Origin of the sequence: Roseibium litorale, from assembly GCF_014842915.1 — a bacterium.
Lineage (GTDB): Bacteria > Pseudomonadota > Alphaproteobacteria > Rhizobiales > Stappiaceae > Roseibium > Roseibium litorale.
Genome location: NZ_JACYXI010000012.1, coordinates 153,692 through 174,252, shown reverse-complemented (window position 1 = coordinate 174,252; position 20,561 = coordinate 153,692). Strand labels below are relative to the sequence as shown.

The following is a 20,561-nucleotide window of genomic DNA, read 5'->3' as shown; positions in this document are numbered from 1 at the left end:
TAATTCCATCGTCTTTTTGAAGAAAATGAGCTTCTGCGGGATCCCGGATCTCCGCTTCGCTGCGTCCGGAAAAGCTTGACGGTAAGGTCTTCATCAAACTCAGACGGGGTTTATGCCCGCCTTCGCACTTGCGTCATAACACTGGCAGGCCTACCTTTTTTTTTGAAAAGGACTTCACAGGGAGTCGGCATTGCCTGACAGTTGCCCGCTTTCAAACTGCGATGAACCGCCAAGCGGGGACTTGCACCTCGTCCCTCGCGGCAAGACAAGCCTCCGGCACGGAAGGCTCCCATGATCCGCGGCACTCAGACATCCCCCCCTGAAGACGATGACCTTCTGGCCCTGATCCTGGCGGGCGGTCAATCCAGACGCATGGGCGGCGGCGACAAGACACTGCTGCCACTTGGCGGCAAACCCATGCTTGCCCATATTCTCGAGCGGCTTGAGGGTCAGTGCGCCCGCACGGTCTTAAATGCCAATGGCGATCCCGAGCGGTTTACAAGCTTCGGCTTGCCGGTCATCCCGGACAGCATTTCCGGCTATGGCGGCCCGCTGGCAGGCATTCTCACCGGCATGCTCCACGCCCGGCAATATTTCCCGCAGGTGCGCAGCATCGTCTCCGTCGCAGCGGACACCCCGTTCTTTCCAAGAGATCTGATTGCCCGCCTGAAGGCCGCCGTGCCGCGGGACAAGCCGGTGATCGCGCTGGCCACCTCCAGCGACCGGCTGCACCCGGTCTTCGGCCTGTGGCCGGTTGGGCTTGCCGATGATCTGGCCTTCTGGCTCGCCAGCGGCCAGGACGGCAAGGTGCTGGCCTGGGTCGACCGGCACGACAGCATCGAGATCGACTTTGCCCCCGATCCCCTGACCGGACTGGACCCGTTCTTCAACGCCAACCGGCCTGAAGACCTTGAGACCGCCCGGCAAGCCCTAAGCCAGGCAACCGCATAGGCTGCCCGGTTCTCTCCGGTTTCAGCGCCGCTGATACTTGCAGAACCTTCCGTCAGGCATATTCTGCCGGGCAAACTCCGCCGGAAATTTAAGATACCGACAGAAATGCCCCGATACTGAACAGAGTTTCTGCCCGGAGGGTCCGGCATGCATCTTGCTGAAAAGACTCATGCGAGTTGGAGATCCCTTCATAAGAGCGGAGTTTCGGGATGACGGCCATCGGAACAGCCCCGGCAAGCGGAGTGCCGGCAGCCCAAAGCATGTCCGGCCAGAGCCGGAAGGTACGACCGGCTTTCGACATGGAGGCGTTCAAGCGCACGCTTGAAGACCGTTACAGAGCCTGGACCGAACTTCCGGCAGAAGAGCGCATCCGGGACAAGTACCTGAACGACCACAAGCTGTCCGAATCCAGCCTCGCCAATCTGCCGCCGGAAGAACGGCTGCTGCACGAGGAACGGATTGCAAAGCAGACCAAACAGCCCATGCTCAAGAGCTACGAACAGGAAGACCTGGAGAAGGCGAAGAACTCGACCTCTCTCCTGTCGGAACGCACCCTCGTGGACATCATGACCTTGAAGCTGCGGGAGGCGGAATTCTCGGCCAGAGAGGCCGCAAACCCAAGCAATCCCGCAATTGACCCGCAAGAGAGCTAGGGCGTGGACCGGAGACAGCAGGCTTGATCACGCCAGCTTCACGGGCAGATATGGAAGCCAGGATTGACAGGTTTACGTTAGGTCCTTGTTGAAGCTTCCTCAACATCGCTGTTTTTTTGTTAGGCACGGTTGAAATTCATGCAGAAAAGTATGGAATAGCAACTTCGGCAGGACTTGGCGATCAACAGCCAGCCTGCGTCAAACAGAAGATAGGGGACCATCATATGCGTATCACGCGTCTGGCAGCAGCCGCTGCAATTGCTCTTGCCGCAGCAGGCAGCGCCGAAGCAAAGGACTGGACAAAGATCCGGATCGGAACGGAAGGCGCTTATCCCCCGTTCAACGTGCTCAGCTCCGATGGCCAGCTCAGTGGCTTCGACGTCGATATCGCCAAGGCCCTTTGCGACGACATGAAGGTCGAGTGCGAGTTTGTCGTGCAGGATTGGGACGGCATGATCCCGGCCCTGGAAGCCGGCAAATACGATGCAATCATCGCATCCATGTCGATCACGGAAGAGCGCAAGCAGAAGGTCGACTTCACCAACAAATACTACAACACCCCGCCCGCGATCGCCGTCCCCAAGGACAGCCCGCTGAAGGGTGTGACCGACGCGGATATGGCCGGTGCGGTTCTGGGCGCGCAGTCCTCCACCACCCACTCCAATTATGCGGAAGCCAAGCTGCCGTCCGCAGCCCTGAAGCTCTACCCGACCCCGGACGAGTACAAGCTCGACCTGGAAAACGGCCGTATCGATGCTGCCATCGATGACGTCGTCGTTCTGGACGAGTGGGTCAAGTCGGATGCAGGCTCCTGCTGCAAGATCCTCGGCACCTTGAAGCCGGATCCGGTCATCAACGGCGAAGGCGCAGGCATTGCGATCCGCAAGGAAGACACGGATCTCAAGGAGATGTTCAACAAGGCAATCGCGAACATCCGGACCAACGGCAAATACAAGGAAATCAATGACGCCTACTTTGACTTTGATGTCTACGGCGACTAAAAATTTCCGTTCGTGAACTTTTGAAGCGCGGCTCTTCTGGCGCCGCGCTTCATTTGTTTTGAACAGTTTATTTTGCACAAGAGCGAAAGCTGCCCCGGATCATGACTGAGGCTCTGACACTGCTTTCTTTCGGCGACGCCGGATGGGGCGACGAGATCGCGCAAGGCGTCGTTGTCACTGTCACCCTGGCCATCGCGACCTTGCCCTTCGGCTTGATTCTCGGGTTTCTGATCGCTCTCGCCAAGATGTCCGGCGAGCGCTCTCTTGAAACTGCGGCCAGTATTTTCACGACGCTGTTCCGCGGCTTGCCTGAGCTGCTTACCCTGTTCCTGGTCTATTTCGGTGTGCAGATCGGCGTTCAGGAGCTGGCCAAACTTCTTGGCCTCGACATCACGATCGAGATCAATTCCTTCGTGGCCGGCATGATTGCCCTTTCGATGGTGTTCTCCTCCTACGCATCAGAAGCCTTCCTCTCCGCCTTCCGTGGCATATCCAGCGGACAATACGAAGGCGGCTATGCGCTTGGCCTGAACAGAAATCAGACCATGCGCCTGATCATCCTGCCGCAGCTGATCCGCCTCGCCCTGCCAGCCCTCGGCAATCTGTGGCTGATCCTGCTTAAGGAAACCTCTCTCGTTTCCGTCGTGGGCCTTGCAGATATCATCCGGCAGACCGGCGTCGCCGCGCGTGTCACCAAGGAACCGTTCCTGTTCTTCAGCATCGCCTGCGGCATCTATCTGGTTCTTGCGATCATCTCTTCCGCCGGTCTTGTCCGGATTGAACGCTGGAGCAAACGCGGGGAGACCGCACGATGAGCATCGCCACAGGCTTTATCGAAGCGCGCCGCCCGCCCGCAGCCCCTCCCCGTCCCTGGACCGGCGCGCGTATCGCCGGCCATGTGCTCATGGCGCTCTGGATCGTTTCGGGCTTTTTCCTCGTCTGGTATCTAGCTGAGGCCTATTTCAGCCCGTTTTTCGAGAAATATGCGGACAAATACGTTTCCGGCTTCATCGTAACGCTTCAGATCGTCGGTGTTTCGCTCCTCATCGGCGCGCTCCTGTCCGTGCCCGTTGCCCTGGCGCGGAACTCCCGTCTGGCGCTGTTCCGCTGGCCAGCTTACGCCTATGTCTATTTCTTCCGGGGCACCCCGCTTCTTGCCCAGACGTTCCTGATCTACTACGGCGCAGGCTCCTTCCGGGATGCCCTGACTGAGGTCGGACTGTGGACCTTCTTCCGCGATGCCTGGTTTTGCGTGATCTTCGCCTTCTCCCTGAACACAGCCGCATATCAGGCCGAAATCCTGCGCGGGGCAATTTCGAACGTGCCGAAGGGGCAATGGGAAGGCGCCAAAGCACTCGGCCTGCCCCGTCATGTCATCCTGTTCAAGGTGATCATCCCGCAAGCACTGATGGTGGCACTGCGCCCTTATGGCAACGAAATCATCCTGATGATCAAAGGGTCCGCGATTGCCTCGATCGTGACCGTCTTCGACCTTATGGGCGAGACCCGCCGGGCCTATTCGCGGTCCTATGACTTCCAGGCCTATATCTGGGCAGCTGTCTTCTACCTGTTCCTGGTCGAAACCTTGCGCAGGGTCTGGGACAAGTTCGAGGCGCGCCTGACCCGGCATCTTGCCCGCTGAACCATCAGCTCAAAACGGGAAGCAGCACGCGTCCTCCGCCGCCTTGCGCCGCAGCCAGGCCATGAACACCTTTAGCGGCGGACGCCGCAGGCCTGGGCGCGTGACCATATGATATCCTGTCGATACTGGTTCCGTATCTTCAAACAGGACCCTGACAGCGCCGGTTTCGATGAGGCTCTCGACGAAGATGCGCGCCGTCGCGGTAATCCCGTGGCCGCGCCTCAAACCGTCCAGGATCATGTATCCGGGCAGATGCGTGATGTTGAGCTTTGACTTTGGCACCACGCCCTGTCTTTCCATCCAGACAGACACCTCATTCGTGCCCAACTCCTGCAGCCAGTGAAACTCCTGCATCTCGGCAGGATCTGTAATCACACGATCTCCCAGCAACGAAGCAGCCCCCACCACCACATGGCGCGAGGCCAGCAGAAGTTCGCAATCAAAACCGGGCCAGCTGCCGGTGCCAAAGCGGATTGCGAGATCGACATCCCCGGCGGCCAGGTCAATGACCTGTGATGTCGGATTGAGCATCAGCTCGACCTCTGGATGATCTTGCTTGAAGTCGGAGATCCGCGGCATGAGCCAGCTCACGGCGAATGATGGTGTAAGCGTGATGTTGAGAGGCCGTTCCCGATTGCCCCGCTGAATCTCATCCACTTTCTGCGCGATAATGCCGAAACCCTCCGCAAGGCTTTCAGCCAGATGCTCTCCGGCGGGAGTGAGGGCAACGCCTCTGCCCGCGCGGCGGAGGAGCTCCACGCCCAGATGGGCTTCCAGTGAACGGACCTGCTGACTTATGGCCGCATGGGTCACGTTCAGCTTGCGTCCTGCCGCTGACAGGTTCTTCTCCTCAGCAACCGCGGCAAAGGCTCTCAAGCTGGAAAGCGATGGAAAGTGATGCCAATCCATATGTTACTTTACCTTACACAACAGAAGAATTCCTGAATCGCATTTGCCGATAATATCATTCATTTTCATTACATCCAGACCAGACAAGGATGTAAGAAAATGTTTGCAAGACACGCACTGCAGTTCTTTCAGGCCTCACGGTTCTCCCCGTTCACACGGCCTGTCCCCTCTTCTTCCCGTCCGGAGCGCCTGATCGAGGGCGATCACGCCGGACGCAGCCGCGAAGCCAGACTGGCCTTTGGCGTTTTCAGCTCCTGGCATCAAGGTCTTTCGCCTGACAATCAAAAGTGAATCCGCTACTACTCACTCCGGAAAAGACACTGGCCCGGCTTGATGCCGGGCACCTGGCTGACTGGAGGACGCAGGTATATGGCGAAGGTTGCATTCATCGGACTGGGCGTGATGGGCTATCCCATGGCCGGACACCTGAAGACCCGTGGCGGACACGAGGTGACTGTCTACAACCGGACCACAGCCAAGGCTGAAAAATGGGCCAAGGAATTTGATGGCAGCTTTGCCAAGACGCCAAAGGAAGCCGCCGAAGGGGCGGATTTCGTCTTCTGCTGCGTGGGCAACGACAATGACCTGCGCTCCGTGACCACCGGTCCGGATGGCGCTTTTCATGGCCTGAAGCCCGGAGCCATCTTCATCGACAACACCACCGCTTCTGCGGAAGCTGCCCGCGAGCTTTATGCTGCTGCCAAGGAAAAGGGCTGCGGCTTTATCGACGCCCCCGTCTCCGGCGGCCAGGCAGGCGCTGAAAACGGCGTTCTCACCGTCATGTGCGGCGGCGACCAGGAGATCTTCGACAAGGCCAGGCCCGTGATCGACTGTTTTGCCAAGTTCTCCGGTCTGATGGGCGAGAGCGGCGCGGGCCAGCTGACCAAGATGTGCAACCAGATCTGCATCGCCGGTCTGGTTCAGGGGCTGTCGGAAGCCATCCACTTCGCCAAGAAGGCGGATCTGGATGTGGCCAAGGTCATTTCCGCGATCCGCGGCGGGGCGGCCCAGAGCTGGCAGATGGAAAACCGCTGGGAGACGATGAAGGACGGCAAGTTCGACTTCGGTTTCGCCGTCGACTGGATGCGCAAGGATCTCGGCATCTGTCTTCAGACCGCCAATGACACCGGCGCCCGCCTTCCGGTGACCGCTCTGGTCGACCAGTTCTACGCCGAAGTCCAGGCCATGGGCGGAAAGCGCTGGGATACGTCCAGCCTTATCGCCCGTCTGGAAAACGCGGACAAGAAGTAAGCCTGATGCAAAGGCCCCGGCCCATAAGCCGGGGCTGCCCTACGGAAGCTGTCCCGCCAGCTCCCGCCTTCCCCTCAATGAACCTTTGCGCCCGTCCCCGGCACATACGGACAGTCACCGCACATGGCAGCACCCTGCCTGCGGGAAAGACCGAACCGAGACAGATTGACGGGAGCCGGGAAGAATGGCCATTACGATTGACGGCGTCACCTACAGAACCAGCGTTCTGAAGATCATCGAGAAGAAGAGCGATCTTGCCTGCAAGGCCTATATGGCCTTTGCAGCCGCAAACGGGCACAAGGACAGCATCATGTTCCTGCTCGAGACAGCAGACCAGGATCCGAAAAAGGACTTCCCGGTCTATTTCTCCCCGACGCCGAAGAAGCGGCTCAGCGCAATTTCCTCCAAGACCCGGGATATGGCGGACACGCTTGGCACCCTTGAGGACTGGAAGGACAAAGACTGGTCCAAAATCTACAAGGACGCCCGCGATGCGGTGGCCAAGAAGATCGAAAAGGACATCAACAAGGCCTTCTATTCTTCCGGCGCCTTCAAGAAGGTTCATCAGAAATACGCCGGCAAGAAAAAGGAAGAAGAAGAGGAGATGCAGGACCGGCGCAAAGGCGTTCGGCTGCAGGGCGCTCCTGTGAAGACGCTTGAAACCGCCGGAAAGCGCGAGGGCGTCCGCCTGACCAAGGGCTCCTGAGGCGTCGGCCTTCGAAGCGGGGAGTGAGACGGGCTTCCGGGCTCATTCCTCACCGAAGCCGGCAGCAACAAGGCCCCGCAACCTCCGGGGCCTACTTGCTGCGGACAAACCGAAGACAGCAAGAGTTTGCTCCACGCCGTCCCGGCCTTGAGCCGGAACCCGCTTTAAGAACCTATTGTTCTCAATACGACGCTCAGGTGAGAGATCCCGGATCTCCGCTTCGCTGCGTCCGGGAAAGCGCGGTGCAGAGGTTTGTCATAACCTCAAACCCCAATAGCTCCGGGGCCTTCCTGGCATCTGCAAGCCAGAGAATTACTGCCCCGCGGCCTCCCGTGCCAGCTCATCCAGCAGCGCGTTGACCTCAGCAATCGCCGCCTTCGAGGCATCGTTGCCGCGCTCATCAAGAGGCATGTAGCCGACGGTCACCTGACCCGGTGCATCCGGTGTGTCGAAGACAAAGACCGAATAGGGGCAATAGCCGATGTTGAGCGGATCGGCCTCCATCACCTTGCGCGACAGGGCCGCCGAACAGAACAGCATGACGTCGCCGTTGCCGAAAATATCCTTCGTGCCGCCCACGTCCTCCTTGGTCCGCGCCAGCATTTCGCCCACGTGAGACGTGTGATCGATCACAAGCCCGCGGTTGATAATCGCGCTCTCAAGATCGAAGCGCACATCGTCAAATGGCGCTTCCACCTTGAAGGTGACCGGATCGGCGGCCTGCGAGGGCAACACTCCCGCAAACAACGCGGCCATGGCGGCAGCCAGGCTGATGGAGCCGCCCAATTTGGACTTCGACTGGAACCTGATCATGCTTCCTCCTCCCCGCCGCATGCCCCGCAGTTCAGCGGATCAATCGGCCTTCGGCTTTTCCGGCACCACATAGCTGAGGGGCAGTTCCGTGGTGTACTTGATCTGCTCCATCGCAAAGGTGGTCGAGACATCGGTGATGTCGATCTTCGCGATCAGGCGCTTGTAGAAGGCATCATAGGCCGCAATGTCCGGCACAGTCACGCGCAAGAGATAATCCACCTGTCCTGCCATGCGGTAGAACTCCACCACTTCCGGGAAATCGCGTATCACATCGGCGAATTTCTTCAGCCAGTCTTCCGTGTGCTGGTTGGTGGTGATGGCGACGAAAGCGGTCACCTTGGCATTCACCTTGGCCGGATCAAGCAGGGCCACCCGGCCCGTGATCACCCCGTCCTCTTCCATCTTCTGGATCCGCCGCCAGCAGGGCGTGGTGGATAGGCCGACCCGGCGGCCAATCTCGGCAACGGGCACCGTGCAATCCTCTTGCAGGATGGACAGGATACGGCGGTCAATGCGGTCAATCATGTGTTTCGGACCTGATTTGGGACGATGCCCGATGGATTCGATTTTCCGGTACCAAGGCTGGCTTGGAACAATTTTCCAATGCGCGGAACGCATGCAAAAAACTAGATTTTTCTTCTAGTAACCCGGTCAATATCCCTTGCCGCCTCCCGCGTTCAATGTCAATTCCCTCTTTCAAAGGGAATAAAATTCCTCATTCCGCAATTCTGGAGGCTGTCCATGACCGGACCTTTGAACCGTTTCGCTCAAGGCTCTCTGCGGCTGGCTGCCGGTGCCGTTGTTTCCATCCTTCTGTCTGTCTCGGGAGCCGCAGCCGCTCCGGATGTCACACCGCTGGTGCCGACGGACTGGCTTGCCGCCCACACGGGTGAGGATGATGTCGTCATTCTCGACATCCGCTCCAAAATGTCCAAGTCCGGCAAGGAAGACTATCTCAAGGGTCATATTCCCGGCGCTGTCTGGTCGGAATATCCGGGCTACTGGCGCACGGACCGCGATGGCGTGACCGGCATGCTGCCCGCCGTAGAGAAGTTGGAAGCTGTGCTCTCCGAGATCGGCCTGTCGGAAGACAAGGCCCTGGTCATCGTTCCCGGCGGTTTTGACAGCCAGGACTTCAGTGCCGCAGCCCGTGTCTACTGGACGATCAAATATCTGGGCCATGACGCCGTTGCCATTCTGGATGGGGGCTTCGCAGCCTGGACCGCTGAGAACCGTCCGCTGCAGACCGGCGATGTGACCCCGGTTGGTGACCTCTTCGTGGCCGAGCCGGATGAAGCGCTTCTGGTTTCGACCAATGAGGTCGCCGAAATGCTCGGCACCGGAACCCTGCTTCTGGATGGCCGCCCGGCCGACCAGTTTGCCGGAGCGCACAAGCATTCCAACGCCACCCGTTTCGGCCATATCCCGGGTGCCCTAAGCCTTGATCAGGACCAGTTTTATGATCACAAGACCAACCGGCTGAAGCCGAAGGCGGAACTCGCCAGCCTTCTGCCGGCGTCCGTCAAGGATAGCAACGCCAAGGTCGTATCCTACTGCAATACCGGACATTGGGCTGCCGCGAATTGGTTCATCCTGACCCAGCTTCTTGGCCGCGAGAACGTGACGCTTTACGACGCGAGCATGGTCGGCTGGTCGCAGGACAAATCCCTGCCGGTCGAAGCCACCGTTGCTCCGGCAGAGCCTGCCAACACGAACTGACCCGAAGCACCAAACTCAGTTCAGGTGAAACACGTCAAAGCCCACCCTTTGCGGTGGGCTTTTTCACTCCTGATAAAGCTGAGGCCTCTCCACCGTCATCCTCGGCCTTGTGCCGAGGACCTGCACACGTCAATGGCTTGCAGATAGCCGGGACCAGCCCGGCCATGACGAATGAGAAGACAGCCATTTTGTCAGCAGCCTAAAAGCCCCCCTCACCCGGACCTCCGGTCCGACCTCTCCCCAAAGGGAGAAGTGTATCCCCGCGCATTCCGGCTTTCTTTTTCCAATCACCTTCCTGCTCGAACCGCCGATGCAAGCAGTTTGCAATCACTCCACCAGCCGCTTGACCTCAGCCCTCAGCACCGGAAGCAGGTCCGTTTCGAACCAGGGATTCTTGCGCAACCAGGCATTGTTGCGCCAGGACGGGTGCGGCATGGGCAGCACTCTTGGCACCACGCCCGCATCCCAATAGTCACGCCAGGCGGAAACGGTTTCCGTCAAAGAGCCCTTGCGCGCGCCTCCCAGATGATAGGCCTGCGCATATTGCCCGATCACCAGGATCAGCTCGATCTGCGGCATGGCCGCGAAGATCCTGTCATGCCATGTCTGCCTGCATTCGGGGCGTGGCGGCAGGTCGCCGCCCTTGGCGTCCAGCCCAGGAAAGCACAGCCCCATGGGCACGATGGCGAGCTTCTGCGCGTCGTAGAAAATCTCCTCGCCGATACCCATCCAGTCGCGCAGCCGGTCTCCGGAGGGATCGGTGAAGGGCCTACCGCTGGCATGCACCCGCGTCCCCGGCGCCTGGCCGCAAATACAGATGCGGGCCGTGGGAGACAGCTGGATGACGGGTCTGGGTTCATGGGGCAGCGGCTTTGCGCGCGGGCTGTCGACGCAGATCCGGCAACCAGAAATTTCTTCTGCCAGTTTGCCCAGTTTTCCCACGTTACCTCTCTCGTCATTCAAATTGTCATGTAAGGATTAAGGAGGGATTCACCAATCCTTTGAGGCTCATCTTAAGAAATCATGAGTCACAGATTATAAACAGGGATAGGCCCATCAATCTTTCGATAGGCATCAGGGGAAAGATGTTCCACGGCGCGACCATGCACAGCGATGCCAAGACCGCGATCAACCGCAAGCGGGCGATCCGGCGGCGTGAGCTTGCACGCACGATCACCGACGTGCGCGGCCGCATAGGACAGACCGGCAGCCTTCACAATGACTACGAGCTGGAACGCCAGCACCTGTTTGCGGACAACCGCATCAGCTCGGCCTATGCAGTGCCGATGCTCGCCATGATTGTTGCGGCTATCTCCAATCTCTGGATCGATCCGTATATTGTCGCAACATGGCTGGTCTTCACGCTCAGCCTGCATTTCCTGACGGTCGGCACCTGCCGGACCTATGAGCGCCAATCCACCTCCAAGCGCTCCCTGAAACACTGGCTGCGCCGTTTCGTGATCGGCGACTTTCTTTATGCCTGCAGCTGGGCGGTCTTTTTTCTGCTGCCGCCAAAGGAAACCGCTGGCGATGGTTTCCAGGTGTTCCAATTCGCGACCATGCTGATTGTCGTGGCCATGAATACAATGCTGTCGGCCACGCTGCCCAGAGCGCTGCTGGCGGGCACCCTGCCCGTTTCCCTGACCATGACAGCTGCCCTGTTGCAGCAAAAAGAGCCCATTCACTACACGCTCGCCGCGATGGCCGTCGGCGCGCAGGGTTTCTTCTTCATTCTGGGAAGCCAGCTCCTCAAGACCGCAAACACCATGCTGGAGTACCGGGCCGAAAAGGACCACCTGATCGCTGAGCTGGAGACAGCTAACGCGCTTTCGGATGAATCCCGCCGCCGGGCGGAAGAGGCGAACCTTGCCAAGAGCCGGTTCCTCGCCACCATGAGCCACGAGCTGCGCACGCCGCTGAATGCCATCCTCGGCTTTTCGGAAGTGATGAAGGACGAGATCCTCGGCCCGATGCACAACGCCAATTACCGGTCCTATGCCTCCGACATTCACGCCTCAGGCGATCATCTCCTCAATCTGATCAATGAGATCCTGGACCTGTCGCGCATCGAGGCCGGACGCCACCAGCTTCAGGAGGAAGCTCTTTCCCTGACAGCCGTACTGGATGAGTGCTGCAGCATGATGCGCATCCGCGCCAATGCAAAGAGCATCAATCTGACAGCAAGCCATCCGGATATCATGCCGAAGGTCTGGGGCGATGAGCGCGCCCTGCGCCAGGTGATCCTGAACCTTCTGTCCAATGCCGTGAAATTCACCCCCAGCGGCGGCACGGTTGAAGCTCACATGGGCGGCACTGAGGACGGCGGGCTGTTCGTCTCCATCAAGGACAATGGCCCCGGCATTCCCGAGGAAGAAATTCCGGTCGTTCTGCAGGCGTTTGGCCAGGGATCGATCGCGATCCAGAGCGCTGAGCCAGGCACAGGCCTTGGCCTCTCCATCGTTCAGGCTCTCGTTGGCATGCATGGCGGCAAGTTCGAGCTGAAATCCCGCCTCCGGGAGGGAACGGAGGCCATGGTAACCCTGCCCGCTTCCAGGGTTCTGGAAGCCATGCCGGTCTATGACCACCCGGTCGTCCGCCGCCACGCTTCAGCCCGCAAGATCGCCTGACAGCCAGCCGCTGTTCCGGCAACCTATCACCCCCTCACCCTGCCCTCTCCCCAAGGGGCGAGGGGGGGGCGGAGGAGAAGTTGCAGGTAATCATTCACTCAGCACCTGCGACTCGGTCTCTCAGGGCCTATTTCAATCCTGAGTCCCGCCGCATCGTCCTTCTCCCTTGAGGGAGAAGGTGCCCGAAGGGCGGATGAGGGTGACTGAAGCGGCTGATCAGGCGTCCTTGCCGGACACTCCGGCATCCGCGAAGGTCGCCATGCTGTTGTGGGCTTCCAGGGCCGCCTTGACGATGCCCGCCGCGATGGCCGCGCCAGTGCCTTCGCCAAGGCGCATGCCCAGGTTCAAGAGGGCGGTCTTGCCCATGATCTGAAGTGCCCGCTCATGGGCAGCTTCCGCAGAAACATGGGCAAAGAGGCAGTGATCAAGGCCAGCGGGATCCATGGCATAGACCACTGCCGCGGCAGCCGTGGTGACAAAGCCATCGACGATGACCGGAACCCGCTGCAGACGGGCAGCGATGATCAGCCCGGCCATGGCCGCTATTTCACGGCCACCAACCCTGCGCAGGATCTCAAGCGGATCTTTTTCACCGTTGAGGCGGGCGACGGCCATCTCGACGGCAGCCTGCTTGCGGGCCAGTCCCTCGTCGTCAACACCGGTGCCCCGGCCCACCCACTCGGCAGCTGTGCCGCCGAAGAGCGCCATATAGACGGCTGCGGCAACCGTCGTGTTGCCGATGCCCATTTCGCCCAGGCACACCATGTCGATGCCGCCTGCCAGCGCTTCCATGCCATAGGCCATGGTGGCTGCACAATTCGCCTCGTCCATGGCGTCTTCTTCCGTGATCGCGGGCGTCGGCATATCCACCGCCAGGTCGAAAACCTTCAGGCCGATGTCGTTGATCCGGCAGATCTGGTTGATGGCGGCACCGCCGGCGGCAAAATTCTCGACCATCTGGCGGTTGACGGAACTTGGGAAGGCCGACACGCCCTTGTCGGCAACACCATGCGCCGTCGCGAAAATGGCGGCAAGCGGACGCGTCACCTTGGGACGGGCATTGCCTGACCAGGCCGCGGCCCACTCCGAAATGGATTCCAGCTTGCCCAGAGAGCCTGCGGGCTTGGTCAATTGCGCTTCCCGCGCCCTCACCGCCTCCAGGGCCGCCTCGTCCGGACCTGGAAAGGACTTCACCAGATTGCGGATATCAGTGAACGGCAGGGCAGTTTCGGCGAGCGACATGGACTTCTGGCTCCAACAAGAGCCCATCCGTGCGCGGACGGGCTTGGTCTGTCTGTGGCGCCGATCTATAACGTCCGGCAGACAAATTACAAGGCAAGGCAGAGGCGTGACCTTTCAAGACGACCCCGGCGAAGACGGCGCGCCCTCCCTGCCGCAGCGGATCCTGTGCGACACGGCTGCCTGTGTCCGCTTCTTCTCCCGCATGCCCGTTCCACGCCTGTCGGCCTGCGACGATCCGGCCGCCCTGCCCGACTTCAGCGCCATTGCGTGGGCGATTCCCATTGCCGGGGTGATCATCGCCCTTCCCGCGGCCTTGGCTGGGGTTGTGCTTGGCCTCACCCACCTGCCTTTTCTAGCGGTGGGCCTGATCGTGACCGGCCTGCTGGCGGCGGTGACCGGCGCGCTTCACGAGGACGGGCTGGCGGATATCGCCGACGGCTTTTTCGGCGGGGCCACGGTGGAACGACGGCTGGCCATCATGAAGGACAGCCAGATCGGCAGCTTTGGCGCCCTTGCCCTGATTTTTTTGTTTGGCCTGAAATCCGTGCTGATTGCCACGCTGCTTGAGCGGCTTGGCCCGGTGCCTGCCATGGCAATCCTCCTGGGAGGCGAGGCCCTGTCCCGGACCCTGATGGCTTGGCAATGGTCCGTTCTGCCCCCCGCCAGGCCGGGAGGACTCGGACACAGGTTCGGCTGCCCGGATCAGGCTGCGGTGGTCCTTGCAAGTCTTGCCGCACTTGTCTTTCTGGTGCCGTCCGCTTTTCTGCTGCCGCTCCCGGCCCTCTCTCTGGGTCTTCTTCTCGCCTATAGCGCGGCCTATGCCACAGGCCGTCTGGCAAAAGCAAAGATTGGAGGTTTCACAGGCGACGTGCTGGGGGCCGTCCAACAGGTCAGCGGTCTTGTGTTTCTCATCTGCATCACCGCATGACGTTGAGCGGCGAAATGACAGCTTTTCCTTGTTTTCCGGCGATTGCCTGTCATTGATACCGGAACAGCCGTTTGTTCGAGCAGGTATCCAGTAGCGTCCATGCGTAACTTCTCAGTCTCCCTTTCTGCCTCCGGAAGGCATTTCAGCTTCAGAGGGGCAGGACTGGTGCTGGGCCTTGCGCTGCTTCTTGCGGCCTGCGCCTCCCGTCCGGAAACGGGCGCACTGGTCGTCAACGACAAGCCCGCTGACGACGCCACCACCCACGACATCATGATCGCGACCACGCGCGAGCGGGACGAGCGTCCGGGCACCTACTTCAATGGCGAACGCACGCAAGGCCTGGACTACGCGGAAGCGGTGATCTCTGTTCCTCCGTCCCACAAGGCAAGCCAGATCGAGTGGCCGGAGACGTTTCCAGGAAATCCGGAAAAGGACTTTGTCACGAGGTCTGCGCATTACATCGACAGCCAGGCCGCTTTCCGCAACCGGCTGAACCAGCGGCTGGCCAAGCTGCCGGGCAAGGACCGGGCCACCTTCCTGTTCATTCATGGCTACAACACGCTGTTCGCCGAAGGCCTCTACCGGTTCACCCAATTCGTCCACGACGCCAATTTCCCCGGCGTTCCCGTGCTCTTCACCTGGGCCTCGCGGGGGAAACTGACCGACTACGTCTACGATCTGAACAGCGCCCTCGCCGCCCGGTCTGCGTTGGAAAAGACGCTGAATGACATGGTACGGAGCAACACTCAAGGCATCGTGATCCTCGCCCATTCCATGGGCAACCAGCTTCTGATGGAGACCATCCGCCAGATGTCGCCGCAAGACCGGGCTGCCCTTTTCAGGAAGGTCGAGACGATTGTTCTGGCCTCGCCGGACATCGACATTGATGTCTTCAAGGAACAGCTCCGGCGCATCGGCAAATTGCGCGAGCCTCTGATCATCCTGACCTCGACCGATGACAAGGCCCTGCGTTTTTCCGAAGCGATCGCCGGGGGCAAGCAGCGGGTCGGCTCATATGCGGATGACAAGGAACTGGCGGATCTCGGCACTGTCGTGCTCAATCTGACCGAACTCAGCGGACCGGACGCGATCAACCACAACAAGTTTGCAGAGCTGGCCCAATATGCACCGGAGCTCAGGTCTGTTCTGTCACAGCGCTCGCTTGGCGCACAGTCCACCAGCGGCAATGGGTTCGAACAGTCCGGCACCGATCTGAAGAGCTTCGTCTCCAGCACAGCCCAGGTGGCCATCACCCTGCCGATCAGCCTTGTGACGGCTCCCCTCTCCCTTGTAACTGGCGGCAATTAGGAATTACGCCCTGCCGGGCTGATATGGGAGTGGCAGAGGAATGGTGGCCCCCGTCTGGCCAAAGCCGGACAGGGAGCCTATATCCCTCCCATGCTGTCGCCCTGCACCAAAATCTGCCAGATAGATCCCAAGACCCGCCTTTGCCTCGGCTGCCTGCGCAGCCTTGAGGAGATCGGCGGATGGTCCTCCATGTCAGACGCCCAGCGTCAAAAGATCATGGCCGGGCTTCCTGACCGCAGACAAAACGCCGGTCTTACGACATCCGATCCAGTGAAAACGGACATTTCCCAATGAAGACACCCCGCGCGGTTGCAGCGCTTGTTCTGCTTGCCTTGATCATCGGTGGCGGCTTCTGGGCTTATTCCGCGGGGGTCTTCACTCCTGACGAGCCGGATTTCGACGAGACCGGCCCGCGCATTGTCGCCTTGACCACGCTGCTGGTGGTTTTCATGGCCAGCCTGGTCTTTGGCCCGGCGCGCCTCAGGGACGTGCTGCAGGGTGCGCTGATGTGGGGCGCACTCGCCCTGCTGCTCGTGGCCGGATATGCCTACAAGGATGATCTTGTCAAAGGCGGCTACAGGGTTCTGGGCGCTCTGGCTCCTGGCCTTGCGGTTCCGCATGAGGGCGGCTCCATCCTGGTGATCCGGGACGCCTCCGGCCATTTCCAGATTGAAGGCAAGGCAAACAATGCCAGTATCCGGTTCCTGCTGGACACGGGAGCTTCCGCCGTGGTGCTCACCTATGGCGACGCGGAAGCCGCCGGTTTCCACCCTGCCAAGCTGTCTTTCAGCGTTCCAGTCAGCACTGCGAATGGCCGCGCGATGGTTGCCCCCGTCCAGCTTGAAACCCTCAAGATCTCCGGCCTGACCTTGCACAATGTCCGCGCCTTCGTCTCTCAGGACGGCGCGCTGCAAAGCAGCCTTCTGGGCATGAACGCCCTCGACCGCCTGTCCAGCTGGCGGATCGAAGGCGACAAGCTGATCATGGTTCCCTGAATACCAGGAGAAACGGTCAGTAACCGTTCAGGCTGAGCAGGAAACGGATGGCGACCACCAGCAGAAAGCAGCCGAAGAAGATTTCCATCTTCCGGCGCGGCAGCGCATGGGCCACCTTCACGCCGAAAGGCGCCGCAAAGGTCGTCACGGGGATGATCATTGCCACCCCGAGCAGATTGACATAGCCCGCAGAGAACGGCGGCAGACCGGCAGCCCCCCACCCGGCCCAGATCAGGCCGATGGTGCCGGGAACCGAGATCATCAAGCCCGTGCCCGAAGAGGTAGCGACCGCCTGATGGATCGGACGGCCATAAAGGGTCATGAAGGTGTTGTTCATGACGCCGCCGCCAATGCCCATCAACGTTGAGAAAAAGCCGATGCCAAAGCCGCAAAGCGGGCGGATCGGCGCCCCTGGAATGTCACTGCCAAGGCGCCAGTGCGGCTTGTCCATCAGCATGCGCAGGCCGAGCACCAGCGCGATCCCGGCAAAAATGCCCTTCAGCCCGCTGCCGGACACATGCGCCGCGACAAGCGAGGCGGCGACCACCCCGAGGGGCAGCGGAATGAGCCAGGACTTTAAAAGCTCCAGATCGGCCGCTCCGCGCTTCTTGTGCGCCATGAAGGAGCGGATGGAGGTGGGGACGATGATCCCGAGCGAGGTTGCAACGGACACATGCATGCGCACGCTTTCGTCCACGCCGAGCACGGTGAGAAACTGATAAAGCACCGGCACCAGCACCGCGCCTCCGCCAATTCCGAACATGCCTGCGAGAAAACCCGCGATCAGGCCCGAGGCCAGCAGGGCAAGACCCAGACCGGCAACTTCCATCAGCTGCCCCTGAGCTGCGAGGGCGGAAAAATCCATTGTGGGGAATCCTTGAGAAACGGCGTGCGAACCACAGGGTACGCCGATTCGAGACGCCAATCACCCGCCGTTTCTGGGAGGGGCTGGAGAGAGCAAAAAGCTCTCCGGGCGTCAGATCAAAAAATCTCTGCCCCACCGCTTGTTATCCCCGCGAAGGCGGGGATCCAGTAACCACTTGAAATGATTTTATCTTCGGCGAGTTTCCTCTGCAGGATACTGGATCCTGGTCTTTGCGCTGAGGCACCAAACCGGGATGACGGTTATCTCGGGCCCGGCCTTCAGCAGCGCGCACTCGCAAGGCTACGCAGCGCTATCCGCCATGTCCTGATCCATCAGGTCCATCGGGCGCACGGCGGCCAGAGCCTGCTGGATCACCTCAATGCCCGCATCAGGCCGGATCGCCTCGACGGTCAGAATACGCCGCCAGCTGCGCGCACCGGGGCGGCCGTGGAACAGGCCCAGCATGTGCCGGGTCATGCGGGCAAGCTTCACCCCCTTGGAGAGCTGCTCTTCCACATAAGGCAAATAGGCTTCGACCGCCTGCCAGGGGGATACGTCTTGCACATCCTTGCCGTAAATTCGGCGGTCCGCCTCTCCGAGGATCTGCGGCGTATGATAAGCGGCCCGCCCCAGCATCATCCCGTCCAGCTCCGGCAGAAAAGCTTCGGCCTCATCCAGCGTCTGGATGCCGCCATTGATGCCGATAAACCTGTCTGGATAGCGCGCCTTCAGGCGGCGGACCCGGTCATAATCGAGTGGCGGAATGTCCCGGTTTTCCTTGGGGCTGAGGCCTTTCAGCCAAGCCTTGCGGGCATGGACCCAGAGCGCATCGCCACCGGCGGCAAAGACCGCATCGGCCATGGCGTCCAGCGCCGGTTCCGGATCCTGCTCGTCCACGCCGATCCGGCACTTGACGGTCACCGGAATGGAGACCTCCGCCTTCATGGCGGCAACGCATGCCGCAACCAGCGCCGGTTCCTGCATCAGGCAGGCGCCGAAGCTGCCCGACTGCACCCGGTCGGACGGGCAGCCGACATTGATATTGACCTCGTCATAGCCCCAGTCCTCGACGATCTTCGCGCAGGCCGCCATGTCTTGGGGATCAGAGCCGCCAAGCTGGCAGGCAATCGGATGTTCGCAATCGGAAAAGCCCAGCAAATGCTCCCGGTCGCCGTGAATGACCGCGCCCGTGGTGACCATCTCCGTATAAAGCAGCGCCTCATGGCTCAGCTGACGGTGAAACGCCCGGCAATGCCGGTCCGTCCAGTCCATCATCGGCGCAATGGCGAGAAGAGGTGCCTTGGAATACCCATTTTTTTTATTGTTTTCAGGCTGATAAGACACTTCCTTCTCCGTCTCATTTACGATCGTTTTGCACCAAATCCGCCGACTTCGAAGTTAGACTTGGCACAATGTACCAAATAAGGCAGCGATAATGGGCACGGTTGCTGCGCGCAAGCGCAAACACGGCAGCGTCGGCGACATGGCGCGAGTGCGGGTTATTCGGGATGGACCTTCCTATCACGAGACGAAGGCTTTTGACAGACGTCCAGCTGATATGGCTCGGACGAGTAAAAGGGGGAGCGTGAGCTCGCGAAACCAGGCGCCTTCGACGATGTCAAGGCCGCAGATCCGGCACGAGGCTGTGGACCCATAAATTTGCAGGCACTGGTTTGAGCGAATTCGTCGTGCAAGACTGCAGGAAGCCGTCTGGCTTTCAAAGGCTTGCAACGCTGTAGCCGGACGAATTCGCCAAATCCCTGCAGGGTGCGTCAAGTTTGTGAATCTACCCCTGGCAAGGCCATCGACAGCTACACCCAAGAGTGAGGTGGCGGACCAATTTTCAACGCTCGCAAACCGTGCGCCAAAGCAATTGCGACCGGCCGCGCGCGCGCCTAGATTTGCACGCGAAACGGCATGTCACTATGGCGGCCATTGAAGAATGCCCTGGCAGCGTCGATCAGCAGCGGGCAAGCCACTTCTGCATACCGGTCACTACGCCCCCCGACATGCGGCGTCAGGATGGTGTTGGGGGCGTGCCAGAGCGGGTGACCTGCAGGCAGAGGCTCGGTCGCGAAGGCGTCGATACCGGCGCCGGCAATCTGCCCGGTTTCGAGAGAGGCGATAAGTGCCTCCTCGTCGGCGACGCCGCCGCGGGCGACATTGACGAAATAGGCACTGGGCTTCATGGCAGCGAAGATTTCGCGATTGAACATCTTCACAGTCTCCGGCGACAAGGGGATCAGCGCGATGACGAAGTCCGCGCCGGCGACTGCCTTGGCCAACTCGTTGCGCGGATAGACGGTCCTGATCGTTTTGAGATCGCTTCGGCCGTTGCTGACGCCATCGACCGTCATTCCGAATGCCGTCAGCAACCGGGCCAATTCCTCGCCGATCCGCCCCAGCCCGACGATCAGCGCTGTCTTTCCAGCCAGCGTCGGCTGCGTCCTGTGCGTCCAGGTCTCCGTCTGCTGCGCCCTCAAGAAGCTTGGAAGATCGCGTGCGAGCGCCATCATCAGGAGGATCGCAAGTTCGCTGACCTGCGTCGAGTGCACGCCACGGGTCGCCGTTATAACGGGGCAGGTGGGAAAATGCAGGCGGCGAATATGGTCCTCGCCGCTGATCAGCGAGTGAACCCAGGCGAGATTAGGCGACCGGTTGACCAGATCCTGCGTGATGTAGATGCTCTTCGCCACGATGATGTTCGGCGGTGCGGCCTGCATAGCAGCATCGGTCGAATGTGCCTCGTCGATGATCAGACGCGGAAATTCTCGTTTCATGGCATCGGCATAGACCCGCATCTCGTGATGGCTGTCGGGCTCCAGGATGAGAACGCGTGTGTCGGCTTCCCCGCTCGTGTGACCTGCTGCGTGTGACATGCTACTGTGACCTCCAGACTGGAATGTGCGATCGGACGATGCGCGTTGCGGAACGGGATCAAGCGGGACTGG

General features: G+C 60.3%; 22 protein-coding genes. 14 read left to right on the top strand and 8 right to left on the bottom strand.

Translation table 11 applies throughout. The features are described 5' to 3' along the window. Positions 1-291 precede the first annotated feature (291 nt). The 5 genes from mobA (at position 292) to IG616_RS17865 (ending at position 4,247) form a co-directional block, all read left to right on the top strand. Positions 292-951: a molybdenum cofactor guanylyltransferase MobA gene (gene mobA / locus IG616_RS17885; RefSeq protein ID WP_192149537.1), complete on the top strand. Its 660-nt coding sequence runs from the start codon at positions 292-294 to the stop codon at positions 949-951. 209 nt (positions 952-1,160) lie between these two features. Further along, a complete protein-coding gene (locus tag IG616_RS17880) occupies positions 1,161-1,604 on the top strand; it encodes a hypothetical protein (protein ID WP_192149536.1) in 444 nt (147 codons plus the stop codon). Between the two features lie 224 nt (positions 1,605-1,828). Further along, positions 1,829-2,605, top strand: coding sequence for an ABC transporter substrate-binding protein (locus IG616_RS17875; RefSeq protein ID WP_192149535.1), 777 nt, complete (start codon positions 1,829-1,831; stop codon positions 2,603-2,605). 101 nt (positions 2,606-2,706) lie between these two features. Beyond that, positions 2,707-3,420: an ABC transporter permease gene (locus IG616_RS17870; protein WP_192149534.1), complete on the top strand. Its 714-nt coding sequence runs from the start codon at positions 2,707-2,709 to the stop codon at positions 3,418-3,420. Next, positions 3,417-4,247: an ABC transporter permease gene (locus IG616_RS17865; protein ID WP_192149533.1), complete on the top strand. Its 831-nt coding sequence runs from the start codon at positions 3,417-3,419 to the stop codon at positions 4,245-4,247. The genes IG616_RS17870 and IG616_RS17865 overlap by 4 nt, the downstream gene beginning before the upstream one ends. Positions 4,248-4,256: 9 nt before the next feature. On the opposite strand, the gene IG616_RS17860 is transcribed toward IG616_RS17865, so the two are convergent. Continuing rightward, positions 4,257-5,156 (bottom strand): LysR family transcriptional regulator, encoded by a 900-nt coding sequence (locus IG616_RS17860; protein ID WP_192149532.1) that lies wholly within the window; start codon positions 5,154-5,156, stop codon positions 4,257-4,259. Positions 5,157-5,255: 99 nt separating this feature from the next. Here IG616_RS17860 and IG616_RS17855 point away from each other — a divergent pair, with 99 nt between their 5' ends. The 3 genes from IG616_RS17855 (at position 5,256) to IG616_RS17845 (ending at position 7,113) form a co-directional block, all read left to right on the top strand. Beyond that, positions 5,256-5,447, top strand: a complete 192-nt coding sequence (locus tag IG616_RS17855) for a hypothetical protein (protein WP_192149531.1) — start codon at positions 5,256-5,258, stop codon at positions 5,445-5,447. Beyond that, positions 5,448-6,407: an NAD(P)-dependent oxidoreductase gene (locus IG616_RS17850; protein WP_343072393.1), complete on the top strand. Its 960-nt coding sequence runs from the start codon at positions 5,448-5,450 to the stop codon at positions 6,405-6,407. Between the two features lie 184 nt (positions 6,408-6,591). Then, positions 6,592-7,113 carry a hypothetical protein gene (locus IG616_RS17845; protein WP_192149529.1) on the top strand — a complete coding sequence of 174 codons (522 nt, stop codon included), beginning with the start codon at positions 6,592-6,594 and terminating at the stop codon, positions 7,111-7,113. A 312-nt stretch (positions 7,114-7,425) separates the two neighbouring features. On the opposite strand, the gene IG616_RS17840 is transcribed toward IG616_RS17845, so the two are convergent. Together IG616_RS17840 and IG616_RS17835 are read right to left on the bottom strand one after the other, a co-directional pair. Beyond that, complete coding sequence (locus IG616_RS17840) at positions 7,426-7,926, bottom strand: DUF302 domain-containing protein (protein WP_192149528.1); 501 nt, start codon at positions 7,924-7,926, stop codon at positions 7,426-7,428. 39 nt (positions 7,927-7,965) lie between these two features. Then, entirely contained in the window at positions 7,966-8,448 is a 483-nt protein-coding gene (locus IG616_RS17835) for an Lrp/AsnC family transcriptional regulator (protein WP_484593346.1), read from the bottom strand. 219 nt (positions 8,449-8,667) lie between these two features. Here IG616_RS17835 and IG616_RS17830 point away from each other — a divergent pair, with 219 nt between their 5' ends. Beyond that, complete coding sequence (locus tag IG616_RS17830) at positions 8,668-9,645, top strand: sulfurtransferase (protein WP_192149526.1); 978 nt, start codon at positions 8,668-8,670, stop codon at positions 9,643-9,645. Between the two features lie 327 nt (positions 9,646-9,972). Here IG616_RS17830 and IG616_RS17825 read toward each other — a convergent pair whose 3' ends face one another. Continuing rightward, positions 9,973-10,587, bottom strand: a complete 615-nt coding sequence (locus tag IG616_RS17825) for a uracil-DNA glycosylase family protein (RefSeq protein ID WP_192149525.1) — start codon at positions 10,585-10,587, stop codon at positions 9,973-9,975. Positions 10,588-10,730: 143 nt separating this feature from the next. Here IG616_RS17825 and IG616_RS17820 point away from each other — a divergent pair, with 143 nt between their 5' ends. Then, positions 10,731-12,272, top strand: coding sequence for a sensor histidine kinase (locus IG616_RS17820; RefSeq protein WP_192149524.1), 1,542 nt, complete (start codon positions 10,731-10,733; stop codon positions 12,270-12,272). Positions 12,273-12,488: 216 nt separating this feature from the next. Here IG616_RS17820 and cobT read toward each other — a convergent pair whose 3' ends face one another. Next, complete coding sequence (cobT, locus tag IG616_RS17815; protein ID WP_192149523.1) at positions 12,489-13,514, bottom strand: nicotinate-nucleotide--dimethylbenzimidazole phosphoribosyltransferase; 1,026 nt, start codon at positions 13,512-13,514, stop codon at positions 12,489-12,491. Positions 13,515-13,620: 106 nt separating this feature from the next. On the opposite strand from cobT, the gene IG616_RS17810 reads away from it, so the two are divergent. From IG616_RS17810 to IG616_RS17795, 4 genes are all read left to right on the top strand, one after another. Further along, positions 13,621-14,442 (top strand): adenosylcobinamide-GDP ribazoletransferase, encoded by an 822-nt coding sequence (locus IG616_RS17810; protein ID WP_343072392.1) that lies wholly within the window; start codon positions 13,621-13,623, stop codon positions 14,440-14,442. A 165-nt stretch (positions 14,443-14,607) separates the two neighbouring features. Beyond that, complete coding sequence (locus tag IG616_RS17805) at positions 14,608-15,750, top strand: alpha/beta hydrolase (RefSeq protein ID WP_209007718.1); 1,143 nt, start codon at positions 14,608-14,610, stop codon at positions 15,748-15,750. Positions 15,751-15,840: 90 nt separating this feature from the next. Continuing rightward, a complete protein-coding gene (locus IG616_RS17800; protein WP_192149520.1) occupies positions 15,841-16,044 on the top strand; it encodes a DUF1289 domain-containing protein in 204 nt (67 codons plus the stop codon). Then, the gene (locus tag IG616_RS17795) at positions 16,041-16,745 is read left to right on the top strand and encodes a retropepsin-like aspartic protease family protein (RefSeq protein ID WP_192149519.1); all 705 of its coding nucleotides are present in this window, start codon (positions 16,041-16,043) and stop codon (positions 16,743-16,745) included. The genes IG616_RS17800 and IG616_RS17795 overlap by 4 nt, the downstream gene beginning before the upstream one ends. Before the next feature lie 16 nt (positions 16,746-16,761). Here IG616_RS17795 and IG616_RS17790 read toward each other — a convergent pair whose 3' ends face one another. From IG616_RS17790 to IG616_RS17780, 3 genes are all read right to left on the bottom strand, one after another. Continuing rightward, positions 16,762-17,610 (bottom strand): sulfite exporter TauE/SafE family protein, encoded by an 849-nt coding sequence (locus IG616_RS17790; RefSeq protein ID WP_246476289.1) that lies wholly within the window; start codon positions 17,608-17,610, stop codon positions 16,762-16,764. A 300-nt stretch (positions 17,611-17,910) separates the two neighbouring features. Then, positions 17,911-18,885 (bottom strand): tRNA dihydrouridine(20/20a) synthase DusA, encoded by a 975-nt coding sequence (gene dusA, locus IG616_RS17785; RefSeq protein WP_192149556.1) that lies wholly within the window; start codon positions 18,883-18,885, stop codon positions 17,911-17,913. Between the two features lie 620 nt (positions 18,886-19,505). Continuing rightward, the gene (locus tag IG616_RS17780; protein WP_192149518.1) at positions 19,506-20,489 is read right to left on the bottom strand and encodes a D-2-hydroxyacid dehydrogenase; all 984 of its coding nucleotides are present in this window, start codon (positions 20,487-20,489) and stop codon (positions 19,506-19,508) included. Between the last annotated feature and the right edge of the window lie 72 nt (positions 20,490-20,561).